Below are 20,258 nucleotides of genomic sequence, written 5' to 3' on the forward strand. Positions count from 1 at the left end.
ACAACATTCAAGCCCGCCCTAAGGCTTCGACGCAATCGCCTTTTCAATGGCTGCGATCAGCTCAGGATCATCCGGCTTGGTCATGCTGGAGAAGTTGGCAATGACTTTACCCTGGCGATCAACCACGTACTTGTAGAAATTCCAGCGCGGCGCACTGCTTTGCTCGGCCAGCACCTTGAACAAATGGGTCGCATCATCGCCGCGTACGGCCTGCGGCTCGGTCATGGTGAAAGTCACGCCGTAATTGACGTAGCAAACCTTGGCGGTCTCCTCACCATCCTTGGCTTCCTGTTTGAAGTCATTGGACGGCACGCCCAACACCTCAAGCCCCTGCCCCTTGTAGCGCTGACTCAGCTCTTCAAGCCCTTTGAACTGCGGGGCAAAGCCACAGAAACTGGCGGTGTTGACCACCACCAGCGGCTTGCCGGCAAAGCGTTTGCACAGGTCGATGTTTTCCTTGGCGCGCAGCTTGGGCAACTCGCCCTGCAGCAGCGGCGGACAGTCGGCAGCCATTGCAGCGCCACTCATGGCCAGCAGCAGAAGAGGTATCGAAACAAAGCGAATGTTCATCATGGCGGCCCTGGATAATGTTGTCGTTTGTCGACACGCTACCCCATGCCAGGCTGTCTGCCTAGCAAGCGCCCATTCCCAGTTGCAACGCAGCCAGTCCAACGTGCTGCCAGGCCCACCAGACCAGCCCCAACACCACCGCGCCTGCGAGCACCGCCGTCAGTAGAGGCCAGCGACGGCTCATGCCAGGCTACCCTGCGCCTGCAACCTGGCCACCGGGCGCTCACGCACCGGCCAGTTCAACGCGGCGGCCAGCAGACTCAGCAGTATCGAGACTTGCCAGACGAGGTCGTAGTTGCCGGTACGGTCATACACCAGCCCGCCCAGCCAGCCGCCGAGGAATGCACCTAACTGGTGAAACAGAAAGACGATACCGCCCAGCATCGACAGGTTACGCACACCAAACAGTGTAGCGACCGTGCCGTTGGTCAGCGGCACAGTCGACAGCCACAGCAGGCCCATTGCTACGCCGAACAGATAGGCAGTGGTCTGGCTCAGCGGGGCCCAGAGAAACAACACGATCACCACCGCGCGCAACAGATAAAGCGCGGTCAACAGTCGAGGTTTGGACATGCGCCCGCCCAGCCAGCCAGCGGTGTAGGTGCCAAAGATATTGAACAACCCGATCAAGGCCAGCACCGTTGTACCGACCTTGGCAGGCAAGTGTTGATCCACCAGATAGGCCGGCAGGTGCACGCCGATGAACACCACTTGAAAGCCACAGACGAAGAAACCCAGTGCCAGCAGCCAGAACCCCGAATGCGAGCAGGCTTCACGCAGCGCCTCGCCCAGCGTCAGCTCGATACCGGTAGACACGCTCGGCGTATCCTTGAGCATGCCTACCAAGGGCAGGATCAGCGCCACCATCACGCCCAGTACCAGCAAGGCACCGGACCAGCCCAACCAACTGATCAAGCCCAGTGTGCCGGGCAACATGGCGAACTGGCCGAATGAACCCGCCGCGCTGGCGATCCCCATGCCCATGCTGCGTTTTTCAGCAGGCAGCGCGCGCCCGACGACACCCAGAATGACCGAAAAAGACGTGCCGGACAGACCAATACCGATCAGCAAACCAGCACTAAGGGAAAGACTCAGAGACGAATCAGCCATACTCATGCACAACAGCCCTGCCGCATACAGCACACCGCCAACGAAGACGACTTTGGCCGCGCCAAATCGATCTGCCAGCGCCCCGGCGAACGGCTGCGCCAGACCCCACATAAGGTTCTGCAAGGCGATGGCAAAGGCAAAGACCTCACGCCCCCAGCCAAAATCCGCGCTCATGGGCGCCAGAAACAGGCCGAAACCGTGCCGCGTGCCCAGCGAAAGCGCAAGGATCAACGCACTGCCCAGCAGAACCCAGCCGCTGGTACGCCAGATCGATGTCATGGTTAAGCTCCCTGCACTTTGTTACATGGTTTTACCTGCGAATCGCGAAGCTACGCGCTGCCGGTAAAAGCTGTCAACAAAGCGTTGTGCAGGGTCTCAAAGCAGCGCCAGCGTCAGCAGCACCGCCAATTCCAGCAGCTCGAGCAATGCCCCGGCCGTATCGCCGGTGCAGCCGCCCAGACGGCGCATCATCAACTGCCGCAGCCAGAAGAAACAAACGGCGCAGACCAGCAATACAGCTACCCCTGACCAGCCGGCGAGCAGCACGCACGCAATGGCAGTGGCGGCCAAAACCTTGCGTCCAGGGCCACGCGGCAGGTGATCGGCGAGCGCCTGCCCCAATCCCCCGGAACGCACATACGGCGTTCCCAGAAACAGCCCAAGCATGGCCGCGCGCCCGATCACCGGCGCCAACAGCAGCCCGATACTGCTGTGACTTTCGATCAGCGCCAAAATCGCTGCAAATTTGAGCAGCAGCACCAGCACCAGCGTGACCACGGCAATCGGCCCGCTACGCGGGTCCTTCATGATCTGCAAGGTACGTTCGCGATCACCAAAACCACCCAGCCAGGCGTCGGCACTGTCGGCCAGACCGTCCAGATGCAAGCCGCCACTGAGCAGCACCCAGGCGCTGAGTACCAACGCGGCATGCAGCATGAGCGGCGTACCACTGAGTAGCGCGCTGAAACCCAGCAGCAGCATGCCGAACACCACGCCTACCAGCGGGTAGAACAACAACGAACGCCCAAGCTCTTCCGGGCGCGGCATGCCGGGCAGACGAATCGGCAGGCTGCCGAGAAATTGCAGGGCGATCCAGAACGGCAGCATCTCAGACCTCCGTGATTACGCCATCAGCTGCGACCTGAATCGACAACAGTGCGCCATGGCCGACCACTACCTGCAACAATTGCTCACGCGGCAGACCGCGCGCCTGCGCCAGCAGCAGGCGCATTGCACCGCCGTGACTGACCAGCAACACACGTTCATCGGCATACGCCTTAAGCAGACGCGCCACCGCATTCAGCACCCGTGTCGAAAAATCGATCACTGGCTCGCCATTGGGCGGCGTGAAGGCGTAGGGATCGGCCCAGAACAGGCCCAAGCCTTCGGCATCGGTTTCCATGAGCTGCGCAGGGCTGTGGCCTTCCCAGTCGCCGAAATGCAGCTCCTGCAAACCAGGCTCCAGTTGCATGGGCAGCGACAGGCGCTGCGCCAGCTCTTCGGAAAAACGTGCACAGCGCTGCAAAGGCGAGCTGACAATCCGTTCCCAGGGACCGCCATCGGCCACTGCCGCACGCATCTGCTGCCAGCCGAGTTCGGTCAGAGCATCGTCGAGGCTGCCGCGCAGACCACCGCCCAGCTCTGTTTCGCCATGACGCAGCAAGTCCAGACGCAAGGTCATGCGGGGCGATCCGCCACTGCCGCTTCGGCAAACGTTGCCATGCCGTTGTGCAACTCACAGGCCAGACGCACCAGCGGCACCGCCAGGGCTGCGCCACTGCCCTCGCCCAGACGCAAGCCGAGGTCCAGCAGCGGTTCGGCCTGTAGCGTTTCCAGCAAGTGCCGGTGGCCCGGTTCGGCGCCACGGTGGCCGAACAACAGCCAGTTGCGGCAAGACGGATTCAGGCGCACCGCCACCAACGCGGCCACGCTGCAAATGAAACCGTCGACCAGCGCCACGATGCCTTCCTGCGCACAGGCCAGATAAGCGCCGGTCAGCGCGGCAATCTCGAAACCACCCAGGCAGAACAGGCTATGCAGCGGGTCGCCCGCCTGCTCGGCATGCAGCGCCAGTGCGCGTTCGATGACACGGGTCTTGTGCTCGATGCCCTCGGCGTTCAGCCCGGTGCCGGGACCGACCAGCAACGGCGCGGCACATTCCAGCACCGAGCAGGCGACGGCGCTGGCCGCCGTGGTATTACCGATGCCCATCTCGCCACCGATAAACAGCTCGGTGCCGACCGCCTTGGCGCGCAATACACTGTCGCGCCCGGCCTGCAGAGCAGCAAGCCCCTGCTCAGCGCTCATGGCTGGCCCGTGGGCGAAATTGGCAGTGCCCGCGCCGATGCGCAAATGACGCACGCCCGGCAAATCCAGAGGCGCCACGGTACCCAGATCCACCACGTCCAGCTGCGCCGAGAGCTGGCGCGCCAGCACACTGATCGCTGCGCCACCGTTGACGAAGTTATGCAGCATCTGGCCGGTGACTTCCTGTGGATAGGCCGATACACCTTCGGCCACCACACCATGATCGCCGGCAAAGATCGCGATCCACAATTTATCGGCAGCCGGACGCTCGCGCCCTTGCAGGCCGGCAAGCTGTACCGCCAGACGCTCCAGTTGTGCCAGCGAACCCGCCGGCTTGGTCAACTGTTGCTGACGGGCCAGTGCCGCCTCGCGCATTGGTACATCAATAGCCTGTGCGGGCTTGAGCCACCAGGAATTACTCATAGCGCGGTTCCTTTCAACGTCAGGGGCAAGCCGGCAACGGTCAACACGACACGCTGGCAACGCTCGGCCAGCGCCTGATGCAACAGGCCGGCTTCATCGACATAGCGACGGGTCAGTTCGCCGAGCGGCACGACGCCAAGCCCGGTTTCGTTGCTGACAAAAATGATTTCACCCGGCAGCCCGGCAAGGCTGTCGAGCAGGGATTCACGTTCTTGAAGCAGGCGCTCGGGGTTGTCGAGCATCAGCAGATTGGTCAGCCAGAGGGTCAGGCAATCGACTAGCAGGCAGCAATCGGGTGCCGCATTTTCGCGCAGCACCCGCGCCAGCTCGAGCGGTTCTTCGACCAGCCCCCAGTGTTCGGGGCGACGGGCGCGATGGCTGGCCACGCGCTGATTCATTTCGCCGTCCAGAGGCTGACTGGTGGCGATGTAGGTCACCTTCAGCGTGCTGTCGGCGGCCAGTTTTTCCGCCAGGCGACTTTTGCCGGAACGCGCGCCGCCGAGGATCAATTGCAGCATTCAGTTCGCCTCCAGGCCACACAGTTCGCGAAGCAATGGGCCGTCCAGGTGTTTTTCCACCAGGTCCGCCAGACGTTCGATGTCGCGCTCACGCAGGGCGTGATAGTCGACGGACTGCACGTTCGCCAACCCCGCCCAGCGCAGTAACGCGCTACAGGCCGCAGGTGATTCGAACAGGCCGTGCAGGTAAGTCCCGAGCACCTGTCCGTCGACACTCTGCGCGCCATCGCAACGCCCGTCGTCCAGTTGCACGGCAGCCTGCTCCAGGGCCGGCCCTGTCGTTACCCCGGCATGAATTTCGTAGCCGCTGACCTCGGCGTCTTCCAGGGTCAGACGACCGCGCACATTGCGCAGTTGCTTTTCCGCTTCCAGCACCGTGCTCATTGCCAGTAGGCCAAACCCGGCGCTGGACCCCGCTGCGCCTTCCAGCCCGAGAGGATCGTGCACCTGCTCACCGAGCATTTGCAGGCCGCCGCAGATCCCCATCAGCTTGCCGCCATAACGCAAATGCCGCTCGATGGCGGTGTCCCAGCCACTGTTGCGCAGGTAGTTCAGATCGCTGCGCACGCTTTTCGAGCCGGGCAGAATGATCAGGTCCGCAGGAGGAATCGCCTGGCCGGGACCGATGAACTGCAGATTGACCTGAGGGTGCAGGCGCAGCGGGTCGAAATCAGTGTGATTACTGATGCGAGGCAGCACCGGGACCACCACGTTCAGCACATGCTCGACCTTGTCGGTCTGACGCTGATCGAGACCGTCTTCGGCCTCCAGGTGCAGGTCCATTACATAAGGCAACACGCCAACCACCGGTTTGCCGGTGCGCGCCTCCAGCCAGTCCAGGCCCGGTTGCAGCAAGGCGATGTCGCCGCGAAAACGGTTGATGATGAACCCCTTGACCCGCGCCTGTTCGCTGGGCGACAGCAACTCCAGCGTGCCAACCAGATGGGCAAAGACCCCGCCGCGATTGATATCGGCAATCAGCAACACCGGGCAGTCGACCGCCTCGGCAAAGCCCATGTTGGCGATATCGTTGGCGCGCAGGTTGATCTCGGCCGGAGAGCCCGCGCCTTCGACCATGATCACCGGGTAGCTTTCACCCAGGCGCCGATGGGATTCCAGCACCGCCTGCATGGCGATCTCTTTGTAGCCGTGATACGCCACCGCGTTCATGGTGGTGACCGCACGGCCGTGAATGATCACCTGCGCGCCCGTGTCACTGTTGGGCTTGAGCAGCACCGGGTTCATGTCGGTGTGCGGCTGCAGAAAGCACGCCTGCGCCTGCACGGCCTGCGCGCGGCCGATCTCGCCGCCGTCTGCAGTCACCGCGCTGTTGAGCGCCATGTTCTGCGGCTTGAACGGCACGACCTTGACGCCCTGACGAGTCAGCCAGCGGCACAGGGCCGTCACCAGAGTGCTTTTGCCGGCATCGGAGGTGGTGCCTTGTACCATCAGCGTGGTCATGGGTATTCCTTGCGGTATTCAAGCAGAACATCGTGCAGCCGCAGCCAGTCGGCCTCCTCACGGGGCAGACCGAAACGCAGACTGGACGACTCGGAGGTGTCACCCTTGAACAGACGCAGCAGCACACCGCGCCGCGCACAAAACTCATAGAGCGTCTGCGCCTCAGGGGTCACCAGCCATTGGAACAGCGCACAGCCGCCTTGCGGGGCCAGGGCGTAGCGGTCGAGCAACGCCACCAGCCGGTCGCGGGCCTGATCACAGCGCTCACGTTGACGCGCCTGCCCCTGCTGATCATTGAGGCACACCTGACCGATGATTCGTGTTGGCCCGCTGACCGACCATGGGCCGATTTCCTGCGCCAGCATCCTCAGCAATACCGGCTCAGCCATGACAAAACCGAGCCTGACACCGGCCAGGCCAAAAAACTTGCCGAACGAGCGCAGCACAATCAGCCCGGTGCGCCACGTTTCGGCAGCCAGGCTCAGGCCCGGCGTGTTATCCATAAACGCTTCATCGACGACCAGCCAGCCACCGCGCTCGGCCAGTCGTGCATGCCATTCCAGCAGGCGCTCGGCGCTCAGGTGCAGGCCGGTCGGATTGTTCGGATTGACCACCACCAGCACATCAAGAGAGTCGAGAAAGTATTCGACCTCCTGCTCGCCTACCTCGCGGACCACGAAGCCGTTCTTGCGCCATGCATGTGCATGCTCGGCGTAGCAGGGCGACAGCACGCCAACCCGACCTCCGCTGCGTACCCGCGGCAACGCTTGAATCGCGGCCTGCGAGCCGGACACCGGCAATAAGCGAGGTACGCCGTAATAGCGGCAGGCCGCTGCTTCCAGGCCATCATCGGTCTCGGGCAAACGCGCCCATGCACGCGTCGGAATCTCCGGGATGGGCCACGACCAGGGTGCAATGCCCGTGGACAGGTCCAGCCAGTCAGCCAGTTCGATACCGTAATGCTGCGCTGCGGCGCGCAACCGACCGCCGTGCTCAAGCATAGAATTCAGCTACCACGCATATGACCAGCAACCACAACCAGACGCCGCGCTGCACCAGTTGCCAGCCGCGATCGATCGAGTCTGCATCGGCAGGTGCACCTTCACCCAATTGCGGACGCTGATGCAGCTCGCCGTGGTAGATCGCCGCCCCGCCCAGTTCGACACCCAGCGCACCCGCGCCAGCGGCCATCACCGGACCGGCATTCGGACTGTCCCAGGCAGGAGCCTGTGTGCGCCAGCAACGCAGCGCCAGTCGGGTCTTGCCCAACAAGGCGTAAGTCAATGCCACAAGGCGTGCAGGAAGGTAGTTGAGCAGATCGTCGACCTTCGCCGCAGCCCAGCCAAAACGCTCGAAGCGCTCGTTGCGGTAGCCCCACATGGCGTCCAGCGTGTTGCTCAGCCGGTACAGCACCACGCCGGGCGCACCGGCCACGACAAACCAGAACAGCGCGGCGAACACCGCATCACTGCCGTTCTCCAGCACTGATTCGGTAGCCGCGCGAGCCACTTCGGTGGCATCCAGTTCGCTGGTCTGGCGACTGACCAGATAACCGACCCGCTGGCGTGCCTCGACCAGATCGTCACTGCGCAACGCTTGCGCCACCGGCTGAACATGTTCGCCCAGGCTGCGCATGCCCAGCGCGCAATACAGCGCCAGAACCTCGACCAGCCAGCCAATACCGGGCAACCAGCTCAGTAGCGTGGCCAGCAGCGTCAACGGCACTACGGTGATAACCCAGGCGGTAACGCCATGACTGCGCCAGCCACGGCCACCGCTGTTGAAACGCTGCTCGACCCGATTGGCGAAGTTGCCGAACGCCACCAGCGGATGCCATCGTTTTGGCTCACCGAGCAGCGCATCCAGCGCGACCCCGGCGACGCTCAACAGCGCCACACTCATTGATTCACTCCCCATTGATTCTCGTACAGCAGCTCGTGCAGCGGACGCGCCTGCGCCCAGCCTTCCATCACCAGCATGGGCGCAGGATAGAATTCCTTGACCGGCCCCAGGCAAATGATCGCCAGCGGCTTCGCGCCGTCAGGCATGCCCAGCAGTTCGGCCAATGCCTCGGGGTCGAACAGCGACACCCAGCCCATGCCCAGCCCCTCGGCACGCGATGCCAGCCACAGGTTCTGGATCGCGCAGGACAGCGATGCCATGTCCATTTCCGGCAAGGTGCGGCGGCCGAAAATATGCTGTTCACGGCCTTCCATCAGTGCGGCGACCAACACCTCGGCGCAGTCATTGATTCCTTCGACCTTGAGTTTCATGAACTCGTCGGTGCGCTCGCCCAGTGCCTGGGCAGTGCGGATACGTTCATCTTCTACCTGCGCCTGCATTTTTCCGCGCAACGCCGGATCGCTGATGCGAATGAAGCGCCACGGCTGCATCAGCCCGACACTGGGTGCCTGGTGTGCGGCTTCCAGCAAGCGCGCCAGCAACTCGGGCGCCACCGTGCCGCCGACGAAGTGGCGCATGTCGCGACGCTCGGCGATGGCCCGATACACCGCAGCCCGCTCTTCAGGGCTGAACGCTTGTTCGGTCATGGTTTGAACAGCGCCGCAATCGCCTGAGGGCAGGAAGGGAAATAGAAATGCACGTAGGAAGCGGTCAGACGACCCAGGCGATAGACTGCCTCTGCGCCACGCCCGCCGTTGGGGCTGACGCCACGGGCAATCGGCTGCAACTCGGTGCTGGTCAGCGAATGGTGATACGTGTGACCGTGCAACGTACCCTCGGGCAGCTCAACCGCTTGCAAGGCCAGCGCCGCCAGACGCTTCTGCATGACCGCCTCACCGGACAGCAAGCCGACCAGTTCGGCGCGCACGCCCTCCACATCGGTCAGGGCTTCGAGTAAATAAAGCATGCCGCCGCACTCGGCCAGAATCGGCTTGCCAGCGATATGGTGCGCCCTGATCGACGCCTGCATCGTCAGGTTTTCCGCCAAAGCAACGTGGTGCAACTCCGGGTAGCCACCCGGCAGGTACAGGCTGTCGGCGTCGGGCAGCTCACGATCATGGATCGGCGAGAAGAAACTCAGCTCTGCACCCATGTTTCGCAGCAGGTCCAGGCTTGCGCCGTACAGAAAGGCAAAGGCCTCGTCGCGGGCAATGGCGATGCGCACACCGCTGAGCAACGGCTCGACCTGAACCGGGTCGGGCGCGGTAAAGGTTACGGCTGGCGGCAAGGCCACTTCGCAGGTGCTGGCCAGCGCGGCGGCAGCCATGTCCAGCCGCACATCCAGATCATTGAGTTCGCTGGCCTGGACCAGCCCCAGATGGCGGCTGGGCAATTCGAAACCGACTTCCCGGGACAGTGCGCCATACCAGCGCAGGCCTTCGGTCAGACTGTTTTCCAGCAACTGCGCGTGGCGTACCGTGCCAACCCGATTGGCCAGCACGCCGGCAAACGGCAGATGCGGCTGATAACGCGCCAGCCCGAGCGCCAGCGCGCCAAACGTCTGCGCCATCGCCGTGCCGTCGATCACCCCCAACACCGGTACGCCAAAGTGGCGGGCCAGATCAGCGCTGGACGGTGTGCCGTCGAACAACCCCATGACGCCTTCGATCAGGATCAGGTCTGCCTCATCCGCGGCTTCCCACAACAGGCGACGGCTTTCGTCGGCACCGACCATCCACATGTCCAGCTGGTAGACCGGTGCGCCGCTGGCCCGCTCAAGAATCATCGGGTCGAGAAAATCCGGCCCGCACTTGAACACCCGGACCTTGCGGCCCTGGTTGCGGTGCAAACGTGCCAGTGCCGCGGTGACGGTAGTCTTACCTTGCCCGGAGGCAGGCGCGGCGATCAAAACCGCCGGGCAATCGCGCGGAGCTCTCATTGCAGTGCTCTCATTGCAGTGCGCCCAATAAAGGATTATTCACAGCTCGATACCTTTCTGCGCCCGGATACCGGCCTGAAACGCATGCTTGACCACGCCGATATCGGAAACCGTATCAGCCAGGTCGATCAATTCGGGTTTGGCACCGCGGCCGGTCACCAGCACATGCTGCATAGGTGGGCGGGCCTGCAGGTCACTCAGCACCTGTTCAAGGTCGAGGTAACCATGCTTGAGGGCAATGTTCAGTTCGTCGAGCACCACCAGACCAATGGCCGGGTCGCGAAGCATTTCCCGAGACACGGCCCAGGCGGCTTCGGCAGCGGCAATGTCACGCTGGCGATCCTGGGTTTCCCAGGTGAAGCCCTCGCCCATCACGTGATAGCGCACCTGCTCGGGGAAACGGCGGAAAAACATTTCTTCGCCAGTGCTGTTGCGGCCCTTGATGAACTGCACCACGCCGCACTGCATGTCGTGGCCCATGGCCCTGGCAAGCATGCCGAATGCCGAGCTGCTCTTGCCTTTGCCGTTGCCGGTCAAGACCAGCAGCAGGCCGCACTCGTTGGGTGAGCTGGCAATGCGCTCGTACATCACGGCTTTCTTGCGCAGCATGCGCGCCAGATGGCGTTCGTCGCGTTCGGGGGATTCGTTCATCCGGGTTCTCCGCTCGTGGCAGTCGACAACAGACGGAAGGACAGCACTGGACAGCACGGCAACGCCCTGCACAGAGCATCACCCTCCGTGATGCCATTGAGTGGTTCAGGCCGGTCTCCGGGCTCATGAGCGGGTTACCCCGGCTGCGCGCCTTCCCATGTCGAAACACAGTGGCGTCAGGCACAGCCTTGACTCATTTACCGTTGCGGGGGCAGCGCCGGGATCGGATCGATTGATCCACACTGGCTTCCCTGTTTCACCCTGCCAATCAAGGATTGCAGAGCACCTGAAACAAACCGCGAAGGGTAGAGGGTTGGGCTGGGAGCGTCAATCGACACCGACGCTGTGAAACGTGATTGAACCCAGACGGTTCGCAGTGCCTCTATCAATTATCGGACCACGCCCTTGTTTATGGAGATTCACCATGTTCAGACTCAGACCCCACTACGCAGTGTTGCTTCTGGTTGCCGGTGGCCTCGCTGCCTGCGGCGAGTCTTCGACCCTGCAAGTCTCGGATGGAACAGGCCCCTCGCCCAAACTGCCGGAGCCTAACAAGACGCTGATCCCGACCGTCAACATTGCCCCTGCCGTAGGCTGGGAAAAAGGCGCAAAACCGGTCGCCGCGCCGGGCACACAGGTGGCAGCGTTCGCCGAAAACCTCGACCACCCGCGCTGGCTGTATGTATTGCCCAATGGCGACGTGCTGGTGGCGGAAACCAATTCGCCGGCCAAACCGGATGATTCCAAAGGTATTCGCGGCTGGGTAATGGAAAAAGTCATGGGCCGCGCCGGTGCGGGCGTGCCAAGCGCCAACCGCATTACTCTGCTGCGCGACGTGGACAAGGACGGCGTCGCAGAGACCCGCACCGTGTTCCTGCAAAACCTCAATTCGCCGTTTGGCATGACGCTAGTGGGCAACAAGCTCTATGTCGCCGACACCGACCGCCTGATCAGCTTTCCGTATGAAGCGGGCCAGACCTCGATCAGCGCGCAGCCGACCAAAGTGGTCGACCTGCCGGGCGGCACGCTCAACCATCACTGGACCAAAAACGTCATCGCCAGCAAGGATGGCAGCAAGCTGTACGTCACAGTGGGCTCCAACAGCAACGTGGCCGAGAACGGCATGGACAAGGAAGAAGGTCGTGCAGCCATCTGGGAAGTGGACGCTGCCACCGGCAATCACCGCATTTTTGCCTCGGGCCTTCGCAACCCCAACGGCATGGACTGGGAACCCAAAACCGGCAAGCTGTGGACGGCGGTCAACGAGCGTGACGAAATCGGCAGCGACCTGGTGCCAGACTACGTGACCTCGGTGCAGGATGGCGCTTTCTACGGCTGGCCCTACAGCTACTACGGCCAGCATGTCGACGAGCGCGTCAAACCGCAGAACCCCGCACTGGTCGCCAAGGCCATCGCGCCGGATTACGCAGTCGGCCCGCATACGGCCTCGTTAGGGTTGGTATTCGCCGATGGCAAGACGCTGGCGGCGCCGTTCAACGAAGGCCTGTTCATCGGCCAGCACGGCTCATGGAACCGCAAACCGCACAGCGGCTATAAAGTGGTGTTCGTGCCCTTCAGCGGCGGCAAGCCCAACGGCGCTCCAGTCGATGTGCTGACCGGTTTCCTCAACAAAGACGAAAAAGCCATGGGCCGCCCGGTTGGCGTGGTCAATGATCAGCGCGGCGGCTTGCTGGTGGCAGATGATGTCGGCAACAAGATCTGGCGCGTGACCTCGGCCAAGACTGCTCAGTAATGCCGAGCGTAGAGGGTTGACGCAGAGCGTCGCACGATAGTTGCAATGATCGTTCCGCACGCTTGGAAAGGCATGTCGACGCAGAGCGCCGTACGGTAGTCGAGTTATCGTTCCGCACGCTCCAGCGTGGGAATGCAGTTCTCGACGCTGTGCGTCGCAAGAGGACGCAGAGCGTCCGGAAAGGCATGCGACGCGGAGCGTCGCACGATAATTTCTGGTCAGACCGCGAGCAGGCGACGCGCTATGGCCGAATCTGCGCCAGACTGGACGGCTGAATGACGCGCTTGGCGTTGAGGTAGGCTTTCTGCCAGTAAGGCTTGTCGAGGCTGTCGAGCTTGACCGTGCCGCCGCTGGCCGGGGCATGTACGAAGCGGCCTTCGCCGACGTAGATGCCCGCGTGGGACACCTGCGAGCCGCCCGAGGTGGCGAAGAACACCAGATCTCCTGACTGCAATTGCTCGCGACGGATATTCGGCGCACCCATCACGATCATCTCGCGCGTGGAACGCGGCAGGGAAATGCCCGCGGCATCACGATAGACATAACCTATAAGACCGCTGCAATCAAAACCGGAGTCAGGCGTGTTGCCACCCCAGCGATAAGGCGTGCCAACCAGCCCCAACGCACGAAACAGCACGTCTTCAGCAGCCGGAGAAAGAATCTGAGGGGGAGCAGTGACCACCGGACGCTGAACGACCCGGGGTGCTTTGGGCGGTGGCGGCGCACTGGCGCAGGCACCCAGTAACGCAGCAACAGAAATAACTATCAGGCGCAACGCAATCGACATAACCACAACAACCTATCCGGATGCGGCTTACGCTGCCGAGAAGCTCAAAAACGCAGAAAGACCCGAAGGTCTTGTTCTGCACTTTCTATTTTATTTACGCCGCTTTGGCGCGGTCTTGACTGTAGTCGAAGTCATCGCCGTTGTCTGCGCGGCATCAGGCGTCGACTTCACCGCGACTGTACCTGGCGCCATTGCCAGAGGCCGCTTGGCCTCGATAAAGGTCTTGCTCCAGTAGGCGTCATCGAGGCTGTCGATGCGTACACCGCCACTGCGACGGCTGCTGGAGTGAATGAACTGCTGGTTACCGGCGTAGATCGCTGCATGGCTTACGCGACCACGGCCACGGGTACTGAAGAACAGCACATCGCCAGGCTGAAGGTTTTTACGCGATACCAGCGGTGCGTCAACGTTGATCATTTCACGCGTGGAACGCGGCAGGCTCATGCCAGCCTCTTCGCGAAACAGGTAGCCAATGAAGCCGCTGCAATCGAAACCCGAGGAAGTCGATGTGCCGCCGAACTTGTAACGAGTGCCGATCAGGGATTTGCCACGTTCCAGGATGCTGTCGGCCAGAACGGGCAGCTGGTAGGACTTGTTGTCGGCGAAGTGAGCAAGTTCGTCTTCGGTGGCAATCTCGTCCTGCAAGGCTGCGGCGTCGGCGCGACGTGCTGCGGACTGAGCGTTTGCTGCGCTCTGATAACGCGCAACGGGCTGAGCCTGTTCTTGCTGTGCGACCGGCATATTGGCCGAGCAACCGAAGAGGAATGTAACGAGTGCGAGAGGCACGAGGGGTGCGAAGCGAACAACCTGCATGGGCACAACCGTGGCTGACTAGTTAAGATGGCGAGACTATGCCTTTTATGAAGGTGATTTGCAAATTCAATCGAACTAGATGTGACTTATGAGTTCCGCCATGACATGTGCTGCCCGGCACTGCAAAAAGACGTCCATCTGCGCGCTGTGATCGGTCGGCTGCGGATTGATTTCCGCCGTAAAACCCCCGGAAACTCTGGTGCGAATGACAGGTTCGTGAATGTAGGGGAAGCTTGCCGTGGTACCGATACTCAGGACTGCGTCATAGCCTTTAGCCAGTTGTTCATACAGTGTTTCCAGTGCCTTTTCAGGGAGCATTTCCTGAAAAAGAACGACGGGCGGTCTCATAACGCCACTACATGCCGGGCATAAAGGGGGCAAAGGACGCTGCAAGTGCTCACTCAATTGCGGATCTTCAGCACCACAGGATTGGCAAAACAGTGGCGAGAGTTGCCCGTGAATTTCGATCAGGCGTTCCGGCGGGCTGCCAGCGGCGCGGTGATAGCCGTCGACGTTCTGGGTCAGCACCCAGCACTCGGGTTTGATGCGCTGCAACTGGGCGATGGCGTAATGCGCGACGTTGGGCTCACCTCCCAGACAGGCCTTGCCCAGCTCGGCGATGTATTTCCAGCACAGCTCGGGGTCACGGCGCAGCATGGGCCCGGACAAGGCCATCTCTATAGGCAGGCCCTCGTCGGTCTTGCCGTTGTACAGCCCGCCGACGCCGCGATAGGTCGGCAGGCCCGAATCAGCCGACAGGCCTGCCCCGGTGATCACCAGAATCCGTTGTGCATGGCGCAAGGCTGCCGCCGTTTGCATCAACAGCGCCTGATCTACCACCCCAGCGTCTCTTTAAGGAAGGGAATGGTCAGCTTGCGCTTTTCCTGGAGTGACGCTTGATCAAGGCGCTCAAGCAATTCGAACAGAGCGCTCATGCTGCGCGTACCACGCGTCAAAATGAAATGGCCTACCTCATCGGTGAGGTGCAGGCCGCGCCGTGATGCACGCAGTTGCAGCGCGCGCAGCTTGTCTTCGTCGGACAGGCCACGCATCTGGAATACCAGAGCCATGGTCAGACGGGATTTCAGATCGGGGAGTTTGACCGGCAGTTCGCGGGGCGACTTGGACGCTGCAATGAGCAGACGACGCCCGCTGTCACGCAAACGGTTGAACAGGTGAAACAGGGCTTCTTCCCACTCCGGCTTGCCGACAATGGCTTGCAGGTCATCCAGGCACACCAGTTCGTACTGTTCAAGATGGTCGAACAGCTCGATACCTTCATCGATAACTTCGGCAAGCGGCAGATACACCGCAGGTTCGCCCAGCTGCTCGAAACGCAGGCACGCAGCCTGAAGCAGGTGCGTGCGCCCTACTCCATCCTTGCCCCACAGATAGATGAGGCTTTCCGTCCACCCAGCGTCGGCTTCGCACAGCCGCTCGACATAGCCGAGTGCAGCGGCATTGGCGCCTGGATAGTAATTGACGAAAGTGGCGTCATCACGCAGACGCACACTCAGGGGCAGCTGAATCGGTTTCATGCTGACTAACGGCTCATGCAAACCGTCAAGGGCCTCTGTGTAAAGAGCGCAAAGTTTATACCCGTGAAGCGGGTCGCACAATGCGACAGACCTCAAGCAAAATCAAAGGTTTGCGTCAGGGTGCGTAAAGCGCGGGTCGAGAAAGGGCGTTTTGACGTAATGCATGCATTGCCTGCACAAGCCTCTTCACCGGGCAGTGAAGAGGCGTGCGATGCCCTTACAACTCGGGATCTTCCGCACCTGCATAGATTTCCGAGTCTTTATAAACGTCGTGCATGTGGCGCACCAGCACCATGATCACTGCAGCGACCGGCAACGCCAGCAGAATGCCGGTGAAACCGAACAGCTCGCCACCCGCCAGAATCGCGAAGATCACCGCCACCGGGTGCAGACCGATGCGATCCCCTACCAGCAATGGCGTCAGCACCATCCCTTCGAGGGCCTGACCGATCATGAACACCGCAACAATCCCCATCATCGGGTACAGGTCGCCGCCAAACTGGAACAACCCGGCGACCAGCGCCGAACCAATGCCGATCACAAAGCCCATATAAGGCACGATGGCTGCCAGACCGGCGATCACCCCGATCAACAGGCCCAGTTCCAGCCCGACCAGCATCAGACCGGCCGCGTAGATCACCCCGAGACCGACCATGACCAGCAACTGCCCACGTATGAACGCGCCCAGCACCTCGTGGCACTCGCCCGCCAGCTTGACGATTTGACCTTCACGCTGACGTGGCAGCAGACCGCGGATCTTGCCGGTCATGATGTCCCAGTCACGCAACAGGTAGAAACACACCACCGGGATCAGCACCAGATTGGTCAGCCAGCCGATCAGCGCCAGGCTCGACGCCGTAGCCTGAGACAGCACCACAGAGACGATATCCCCAGCCTGCCCCATGTGCTCGGAGATAGCTGCCTTGATCTTGTCGAACTTCCAGAACCCGTCTGCCAGACCGAACTTGGCCTGCACCCACGGCAACGCCGAGTGTTGCAGCCAGTCGAGGATCTGCGGGGCCAGCTCATAGAGACGAAACAACTGCTTGGCCAGCATCGGCACCAGCACCAGCAGCAAAGCCATCAGCACCAGCGTGAACAGACCGAACACCGCCACCACGCTCAAGGTTCTGGACAGCCCGGCGCGCTCCAGACGATCCACCAGCGGATCGCCCATGTAGGCCAGCAGCAGCGCCACCAGAAAAGGGGTGAGGATCGTGTGCAACAGCACCACGAATGCGACCAGCAAGGCCAGGCCGCCGATCCAGAACCAACGCCGTGTATCAGTCATCAACATCCCTCAACCCAATGGAAAAGCGCTTTGCCGGTTTACCAGCGGAAATAAAGCTGTGGTGCAGACGCCGGAACAATCATCGCTGCGGGCGCAGGTGCCGGAGCAGGAGCAGCCCCATTGGCTGGCGCAACCGGCGCAGTCGCATCGACAGGCGCAGCAGGCGATGTTGCGGCGGCGGCTGCCTCGGCTGCGGGCACTTCCTGCAATTTGGCCAGCGACAACTGCGAGCGTAGCTGATCGGTGCTGCCACTGACCTCAAACACCACTTTGTCGCCGTCAACAGAACTCAGACGCACGCCGAACGGATCAAGTAACTGAAGCAGTTGTGCATAGCGCTCCAGTGTCATGCCCTGAACCTGCACCAACAGGCCCGTCGAGGCACCGGGCTTGGCGACAAAACGTGGGGCCAAACGCTCGCTGACCGACAGCAGCACAGCGTCTGCCAAGGCTTCGGAAGTAGCCCCGGTCGCGGTGCCCTGCTCACGCTGATCGCCCAGCCAAAAGCGCCATTTGCCCTGCCACTGGCCTGCATCTTCCTTGGCGTGCACCGCCAGTATCGCGTTGGCACCGTAACGCTCGGAGGCTTCCTTGAGCGGTGCAGCATCAGTGCCTTCCAGTGTCTTGGCGTTACCGATGCTCTGCTCGCTCAAATCAGCCAGCGGTAAACGCAACGGCAAACCGCGGTGTTGCGCAGCCCGGCGCAGTGGTTCAGCGGCGGCCTGACCGTCACCGACCAGATTCGAGCCTTCGACCGAGTCGTTCAGCCACCAGCCGAGGATCGACGGGCGATTGCTGCCCCAGATCGACAGGCCGGCATCACGCAACGCACGGTCGGTGGTCGCTGGATCGAAGTCCACCAGCAGGGTTTCCGGCGGACCGGCCTCGTAGCCGTACTGGCTGATGATTTGTTGCGGGTCTTTGCGCAGCGCTGCGATGGCCGAACCCTGCGCGGCCTTGGCGTCGCCGGTCAGGCGCAGCACCAGCGTTTCGACCGCGGCCTGGGTGGCCCGGGTGCGCTCATCGGGCGACTGGCCAGTCACCGGCTCGCGGACCTGATAAAGGTTGCTGACCGTTTCGGCAAGGCTGGGGAGGCTGATCAGGGACAGACAGCCGACTAGAAGAACTCTGGAAAAACGCATGGACAGTTCCCGAACGGAAAAAAGTAAAAAGAAGCTGTTTCAGGAGGTGTACAAGTCTGGGACAGCCTTGAACCACCAATCATTCAATTTGCGCATAAAGTACACCTTAAACGGCGGCATTCGCACTGACCGGAGCTGCCGGATCAGGTTTATTTGGCGCAACACTGCCCTGTTGTCGGCGCAAGGATGGCCCCTGGGGAGCAAGCCTGATAAAATCGCGCGCCTTCGCAGACCGGCAATCGCCACGGCCCAACATTACCATCGCATGACAGCGCGGTGCTGAACGGGTCCCAACGCAGCGGTCGATACCTCCGAATCCCCCCTAAAGGCCTGGATTTTTTATGAGCAAGCAACCCTCCCTGAGCTATAAAGACGCCGGTGTAGACATCGACGCCGGTGAAGCATTGGTCGAACGCATCAAGAGCGTCGCCAAGCGCACCAAGCGTCCGGAAGTCATGGGCGGCCTGGGAGGCTTCGGCGCCCTCTGCGAAATCCCGGCCGGCTACAAGCAACCGGTCCTGGTTTCCGGCACCGACGGCGTGGGCACCAAACTGCGTCTGGCCCTGAACCTGAACAAGCACGACACCATCGGTATCGATCTGGTCGCCATGTGCGTCAACGATCTGGTGGTCTGCGGCGCAGAGCCTTTGTTCTTCCTTGATTACTACGCCACCGGCAAACTGAACGTCGACACCGCTGCCCAGGTCGTCACCGGCATCGGCGCTGGCTGCGAACTGGCTGGCTGCTCGCTGGTCGGCGGCGAAACCGCTGAAATGCCGGGCATGTACGAAGGCGAAGACTACGACCTGGCTGGCTTCTGCGTCGGCGTCGTGGAAAAGGCCGAGATCATCGACGGTTCGAAAGTCGCTGCCGGTGATGCACTGCTGGCCCTGCCATCGTCCGGCCCGCACTCCAACGGTTATTCGCTGATCCGCAAGATCATCGAAGTGGCCGGTGCCGATATCGAAAGCATTCAGCTGGACGGCAAGCCATTGACCGAGCTGCTGATGGCGCCCACCCGCATCTACGTCAAGCCGCTGCTCAAGCTGATCAAGGAAACCGGCGCGGTCAAGGCCATGGCCCACATTACCGGTGGCGGCCTGCTCGACAACATCCCGCGTGTTCTGCCGGAAGGTGCTCAGGCGGTGGTCGATGTTGCCAGCTGGCAGCGTCCGGCCGTGTTCGACTGGCTGCAGCAGCAAGGCAACGTTGCGGAAAACGAGATGCACCGCGTGCTGAACTGCGGCGTGGGCATGGTGATCTGTGTCGCTCAGGAGCACGTCGAAGCAGCACTGAAGGTGCTGCGTGAAGCCGGCGAGCAGCCTTGGGTGATCGGCCAGATCGCCACCGCTGCCGAAGGGGCAGCACAGGTCGAGCTGAAAAACCTCAAGGCGCATTGATGCCAGCCATCTGCGAAGTCGTGGTGCTGTTGTCCGGCACCGGCGGCAACCTGCAAGCGATGATCGACAGCTTCAAGGACGGGGCCAGCCCCGTCCGCATCCGCGCGGTGATTTCCAACCGCGCCGATGCGTTCGGCCTGCAACGCGCAAGGGATGCAGGCATCGAAGCCTGCGTGCTGGATCACACTGCTTATGAAGGCCGCGAAGCCTTCGATGCAGCGCTGATCGAACTGATCGACACTTTCCAGCCACAGTTGGTGGTACTGGCCGGGTTCATGCGCATTCTCAGCGCAGGCTTCGTGCGCCATTTCCATGGCCGCCTTGTGAATATTCACCCTTCCCTGCTGCCGCGTTACAAAGGCTTGCACACGCACAAGCGTGCGCTGGAGGCTGGTGACGCCGAGCATGGCTGCAGCGTGCATTTCGTCACCGAGGAACTCGATGGCGGCCCACTGGTCGTACAGGCAGTTATTTCGGTACAGTTGCACGACACGCCCACAACGCTCGCGCAACGGGTTCATGTTCAAGAGCACCGTATTTACCCACTGGCCATTCGCTGGTTTGCCGAGGGCCGACTGAGCCTTGGTGAACAAGGTGCGTTACTCGATAGCCAGTTACTCCCGGCCAGCGGCCATCTGATTCGACATTAGGAG

At 61.8% G+C, this 20,258-nt stretch carries 22 protein-coding genes and 1 riboswitch; of the genes, 3 read left to right on the forward strand and 19 right to left on the reverse strand.

The window, feature by feature from the left end; genetic code table 11:
- Positions 1-18: 18 nt before the first annotated feature.
- From FFH21_RS19670 to cobO, 13 genes are all read right to left on the reverse strand, one after another.
- Positions 19-570 carry a glutathione peroxidase gene (locus tag FFH21_RS19670; protein ID WP_002554590.1) on the reverse strand — a complete coding sequence of 184 codons (552 nt, stop codon included), beginning with the start codon at positions 568-570 and terminating at the stop codon, positions 19-21.
- A 61-nt stretch (positions 571-631) separates the two neighbouring features.
- Entirely contained in the window at positions 632-754 is a 123-nt protein-coding gene (locus FFH21_RS30650) for a hypothetical protein (RefSeq protein WP_004657252.1), read from the reverse strand.
- Positions 751-1,959: an MFS transporter gene (locus FFH21_RS19675; RefSeq protein WP_004657250.1), complete on the reverse strand. Its 1,209-nt coding sequence runs from the start codon at positions 1,957-1,959 to the stop codon at positions 751-753. Before FFH21_RS19675 ends, FFH21_RS30650 begins: the two co-directional genes overlap by 4 nt.
- Positions 1,960-2,055: 96 nt before the next feature.
- Positions 2,056-2,787: an adenosylcobinamide-GDP ribazoletransferase gene (locus tag FFH21_RS19680; protein WP_011169234.1), complete on the reverse strand. Its 732-nt coding sequence runs from the start codon at positions 2,785-2,787 to the stop codon at positions 2,056-2,058.
- A 1-nt stretch (position 2,788) separates the two neighbouring features.
- Complete coding sequence (gene cobC / locus FFH21_RS19685; RefSeq protein WP_011169235.1) at positions 2,789-3,361, reverse strand: alpha-ribazole phosphatase family protein; 573 nt, start codon at positions 3,359-3,361, stop codon at positions 2,789-2,791.
- Positions 3,358-4,410, reverse strand: a complete 1,053-nt coding sequence (gene cobT / locus FFH21_RS19690; RefSeq protein WP_011169236.1) for a nicotinate-nucleotide--dimethylbenzimidazole phosphoribosyltransferase — start codon at positions 4,408-4,410, stop codon at positions 3,358-3,360. Before cobT ends, cobC begins: the two co-directional genes overlap by 4 nt.
- Positions 4,407-4,928, reverse strand: coding sequence for a bifunctional adenosylcobinamide kinase/adenosylcobinamide-phosphate guanylyltransferase (gene cobU / locus FFH21_RS19695; protein WP_004643289.1), 522 nt, complete (start codon positions 4,926-4,928; stop codon positions 4,407-4,409). The genes cobT and cobU overlap by 4 nt, the downstream gene beginning before the upstream one ends.
- Positions 4,929-6,389 (reverse strand): cobyric acid synthase, encoded by a 1,461-nt coding sequence (locus FFH21_RS19700; RefSeq protein WP_011169237.1) that lies wholly within the window; start codon positions 6,387-6,389, stop codon positions 4,929-4,931.
- Complete coding sequence (gene cobD / locus FFH21_RS19705) at positions 6,386-7,390, reverse strand: threonine-phosphate decarboxylase CobD (protein ID WP_004665983.1); 1,005 nt, start codon at positions 7,388-7,390, stop codon at positions 6,386-6,388. The genes FFH21_RS19700 and cobD overlap by 4 nt, the downstream gene beginning before the upstream one ends.
- Positions 7,383-8,291 carry an adenosylcobinamide-phosphate synthase CbiB gene (gene cbiB / locus FFH21_RS19710; RefSeq protein WP_011169238.1) on the reverse strand — a complete coding sequence of 303 codons (909 nt, stop codon included), beginning with the start codon at positions 8,289-8,291 and terminating at the stop codon, positions 7,383-7,385. Before cbiB ends, cobD begins: the two co-directional genes overlap by 8 nt.
- Positions 8,288-8,938, reverse strand: coding sequence for a 5,6-dimethylbenzimidazole synthase (gene bluB, locus FFH21_RS19715; protein ID WP_004657236.1), 651 nt, complete (start codon positions 8,936-8,938; stop codon positions 8,288-8,290). Before bluB ends, cbiB begins: the two co-directional genes overlap by 4 nt.
- Positions 8,935-10,230, reverse strand: coding sequence for a cobyrinate a,c-diamide synthase (locus FFH21_RS19720; RefSeq protein WP_011169239.1), 1,296 nt, complete (start codon positions 10,228-10,230; stop codon positions 8,935-8,937). Before FFH21_RS19720 ends, bluB begins: the two co-directional genes overlap by 4 nt.
- A 39-nt stretch (positions 10,231-10,269) precedes the next feature.
- On the reverse strand, positions 10,270-10,881 hold the full coding sequence (cobO, locus tag FFH21_RS19725; protein ID WP_011169240.1) for a cob(I)yrinic acid a,c-diamide adenosyltransferase: 612 nt from the start codon (positions 10,879-10,881) through the stop codon (positions 10,270-10,272).
- A gap of 90 nt (positions 10,882-10,971) precedes the next feature.
- Positions 10,972-11,186: riboswitch (cobalamin riboswitch) on the reverse strand.
- Between the two features lie 119 nt (positions 11,187-11,305).
- Between cobO and FFH21_RS19730 the strand changes: the two genes are divergently transcribed.
- The gene (locus FFH21_RS19730; RefSeq protein ID WP_004657227.1) at positions 11,306-12,634 is read left to right on the forward strand and encodes a sorbosone dehydrogenase family protein; all 1,329 of its coding nucleotides are present in this window, start codon (positions 11,306-11,308) and stop codon (positions 12,632-12,634) included.
- 241 nt (positions 12,635-12,875) lie between these two features.
- On the opposite strand, the gene FFH21_RS19740 is transcribed toward FFH21_RS19730, so the two are convergent.
- The 6 genes from FFH21_RS19740 to FFH21_RS19765 form a co-directional block, all read right to left on the reverse strand.
- Positions 12,876-13,421 carry a C40 family peptidase gene (locus tag FFH21_RS19740; protein ID WP_004657225.1) on the reverse strand — a complete coding sequence of 182 codons (546 nt, stop codon included), beginning with the start codon at positions 13,419-13,421 and terminating at the stop codon, positions 12,876-12,878.
- Positions 13,422-13,511: 90 nt separating this feature from the next.
- Positions 13,512-14,234: a C40 family peptidase gene (locus FFH21_RS19745; RefSeq protein WP_004667826.1), complete on the reverse strand. Its 723-nt coding sequence runs from the start codon at positions 14,232-14,234 to the stop codon at positions 13,512-13,514.
- A 75-nt stretch (positions 14,235-14,309) separates the two neighbouring features.
- Positions 14,310-15,074 carry an NAD-dependent deacylase gene (locus tag FFH21_RS19750; RefSeq protein ID WP_041924608.1) on the reverse strand — a complete coding sequence of 255 codons (765 nt, stop codon included), beginning with the start codon at positions 15,072-15,074 and terminating at the stop codon, positions 14,310-14,312.
- Complete coding sequence (gene hda / locus FFH21_RS19755) at positions 15,068-15,772, reverse strand: DnaA regulatory inactivator Hda (protein WP_002554607.1); 705 nt, start codon at positions 15,770-15,772, stop codon at positions 15,068-15,070. The genes FFH21_RS19750 and hda overlap by 7 nt, the downstream gene beginning before the upstream one ends.
- Before the next feature lie 217 nt (positions 15,773-15,989).
- Entirely contained in the window at positions 15,990-17,063 is a 1,074-nt protein-coding gene (locus FFH21_RS19760; protein WP_002554608.1) for an AI-2E family transporter, read from the reverse strand.
- Between the two features lie 38 nt (positions 17,064-17,101).
- Positions 17,102-18,205 carry a DUF2066 domain-containing protein gene (locus FFH21_RS19765; protein ID WP_011169243.1) on the reverse strand — a complete coding sequence of 368 codons (1,104 nt, stop codon included), beginning with the start codon at positions 18,203-18,205 and terminating at the stop codon, positions 17,102-17,104.
- Positions 18,206-18,546: 341 nt separating this feature from the next.
- Here FFH21_RS19765 and purM point away from each other — a divergent pair, with 341 nt between their 5' ends.
- Positions 18,547-19,605: a phosphoribosylformylglycinamidine cyclo-ligase gene (gene purM, locus FFH21_RS19775; protein ID WP_004657213.1), complete on the forward strand. Its 1,059-nt coding sequence runs from the start codon at positions 18,547-18,549 to the stop codon at positions 19,603-19,605.
- Positions 19,605-20,255, forward strand: coding sequence for a phosphoribosylglycinamide formyltransferase (gene purN, locus FFH21_RS19780; RefSeq protein ID WP_004657212.1), 651 nt, complete (start codon positions 19,605-19,607; stop codon positions 20,253-20,255). The genes purM and purN overlap by 1 nt, the downstream gene beginning before the upstream one ends.
- Positions 20,256-20,258 lie beyond the last annotated feature (3 nt).

The organism is Pseudomonas sp. KBS0707, assembly GCF_005937945.2.
Classification (GTDB): Bacteria; Pseudomonadota; Gammaproteobacteria; order Pseudomonadales; family Pseudomonadaceae; genus Aquipseudomonas; species Aquipseudomonas amygdali.

What these genes read in the sequence shown, in the direction of transcription:
- FFH21_RS19670 (WP_002554590.1), bottom strand. Translation starts at nt 570, where the DNA reads ATGAACATTCGCTTTGTTTCGATACCTCTTCTGCTGCTGGCCATGAGT.
- FFH21_RS30650 (WP_004657252.1), bottom strand. Translation starts at nt 754, where the DNA reads ATGAGCCGTCGCTGGCCTCTACTGACGGCGGTGCTCGCAGGCGCGGTG.
- FFH21_RS19675 (WP_004657250.1), bottom strand. Translation starts at nt 1,959, where the DNA reads ATGACATCGATCTGGCGTACCAGCGGCTGGGTTCTGCTGGGCAGTGCG.
- FFH21_RS19680 (WP_011169234.1), bottom strand. Translation starts at nt 2,787, where the DNA reads ATGCTGCCGTTCTGGATCGCCCTGCAATTTCTCGGCAGCCTGCCGATT.
- cobC (WP_011169235.1), bottom strand. Translation starts at nt 3,361, where the DNA reads ATGACCTTGCGTCTGGACTTGCTGCGTCATGGCGAAACAGAGCTGGGC.
- cobT (WP_011169236.1), bottom strand. Translation starts at nt 4,410, where the DNA reads ATGAGTAATTCCTGGTGGCTCAAGCCCGCACAGGCTATTGATGTACCA.
- cobU (WP_004643289.1), bottom strand. Translation starts at nt 4,928, where the DNA reads ATGCTGCAATTGATCCTCGGCGGCGCGCGTTCCGGCAAAAGTCGCCTG.
- FFH21_RS19700 (WP_011169237.1), bottom strand. Translation starts at nt 6,389, where the DNA reads ATGACCACGCTGATGGTACAAGGCACCACCTCCGATGCCGGCAAAAGC.
- cobD (WP_004665983.1), bottom strand. Translation starts at nt 7,390, where the DNA reads ATGCTTGAGCACGGCGGTCGGTTGCGCGCCGCAGCGCAGCATTACGGT.
- cbiB (WP_011169238.1), bottom strand. Translation starts at nt 8,291, where the DNA reads ATGAGTGTGGCGCTGTTGAGCGTCGCCGGGGTCGCGCTGGATGCGCTG.
- bluB (WP_004657236.1), bottom strand. Translation starts at nt 8,938, where the DNA reads ATGACCGAACAAGCGTTCAGCCCTGAAGAGCGGGCTGCGGTGTATCGG.
- FFH21_RS19720 (WP_011169239.1), bottom strand. Translation starts at nt 10,230, where the DNA reads ATGAGAGCTCCGCGCGATTGCCCGGCGGTTTTGATCGCCGCGCCTGCC.
- cobO (WP_011169240.1), bottom strand. Translation starts at nt 10,881, where the DNA reads ATGAACGAATCCCCCGAACGCGACGAACGCCATCTGGCGCGCATGCTG.
- FFH21_RS19730 (WP_004657227.1), top strand. Translation starts at nt 11,306, where the DNA reads ATGTTCAGACTCAGACCCCACTACGCAGTGTTGCTTCTGGTTGCCGGT.
- FFH21_RS19740 (WP_004657225.1), bottom strand. Translation starts at nt 13,421, where the DNA reads ATGTCGATTGCGTTGCGCCTGATAGTTATTTCTGTTGCTGCGTTACTG.
- FFH21_RS19745 (WP_004667826.1), bottom strand. Translation starts at nt 14,234, where the DNA reads ATGCAGGTTGTTCGCTTCGCACCCCTCGTGCCTCTCGCACTCGTTACA.
- hda (WP_002554607.1), bottom strand. Translation starts at nt 15,772, where the DNA reads ATGAAACCGATTCAGCTGCCCCTGAGTGTGCGTCTGCGTGATGACGCC.
- FFH21_RS19760 (WP_002554608.1), bottom strand. Translation starts at nt 17,063, where the DNA reads ATGACTGATACACGGCGTTGGTTCTGGATCGGCGGCCTGGCCTTGCTG.
- FFH21_RS19765 (WP_011169243.1), bottom strand. Translation starts at nt 18,205, where the DNA reads ATGCGTTTTTCCAGAGTTCTTCTAGTCGGCTGTCTGTCCCTGATCAGC.
- purM (WP_004657213.1), top strand. Translation starts at nt 18,547, where the DNA reads ATGAGCAAGCAACCCTCCCTGAGCTATAAAGACGCCGGTGTAGACATC.
- purN (WP_004657212.1), top strand. Translation starts at nt 19,605, where the DNA reads ATGCCAGCCATCTGCGAAGTCGTGGTGCTGTTGTCCGGCACCGGCGGC.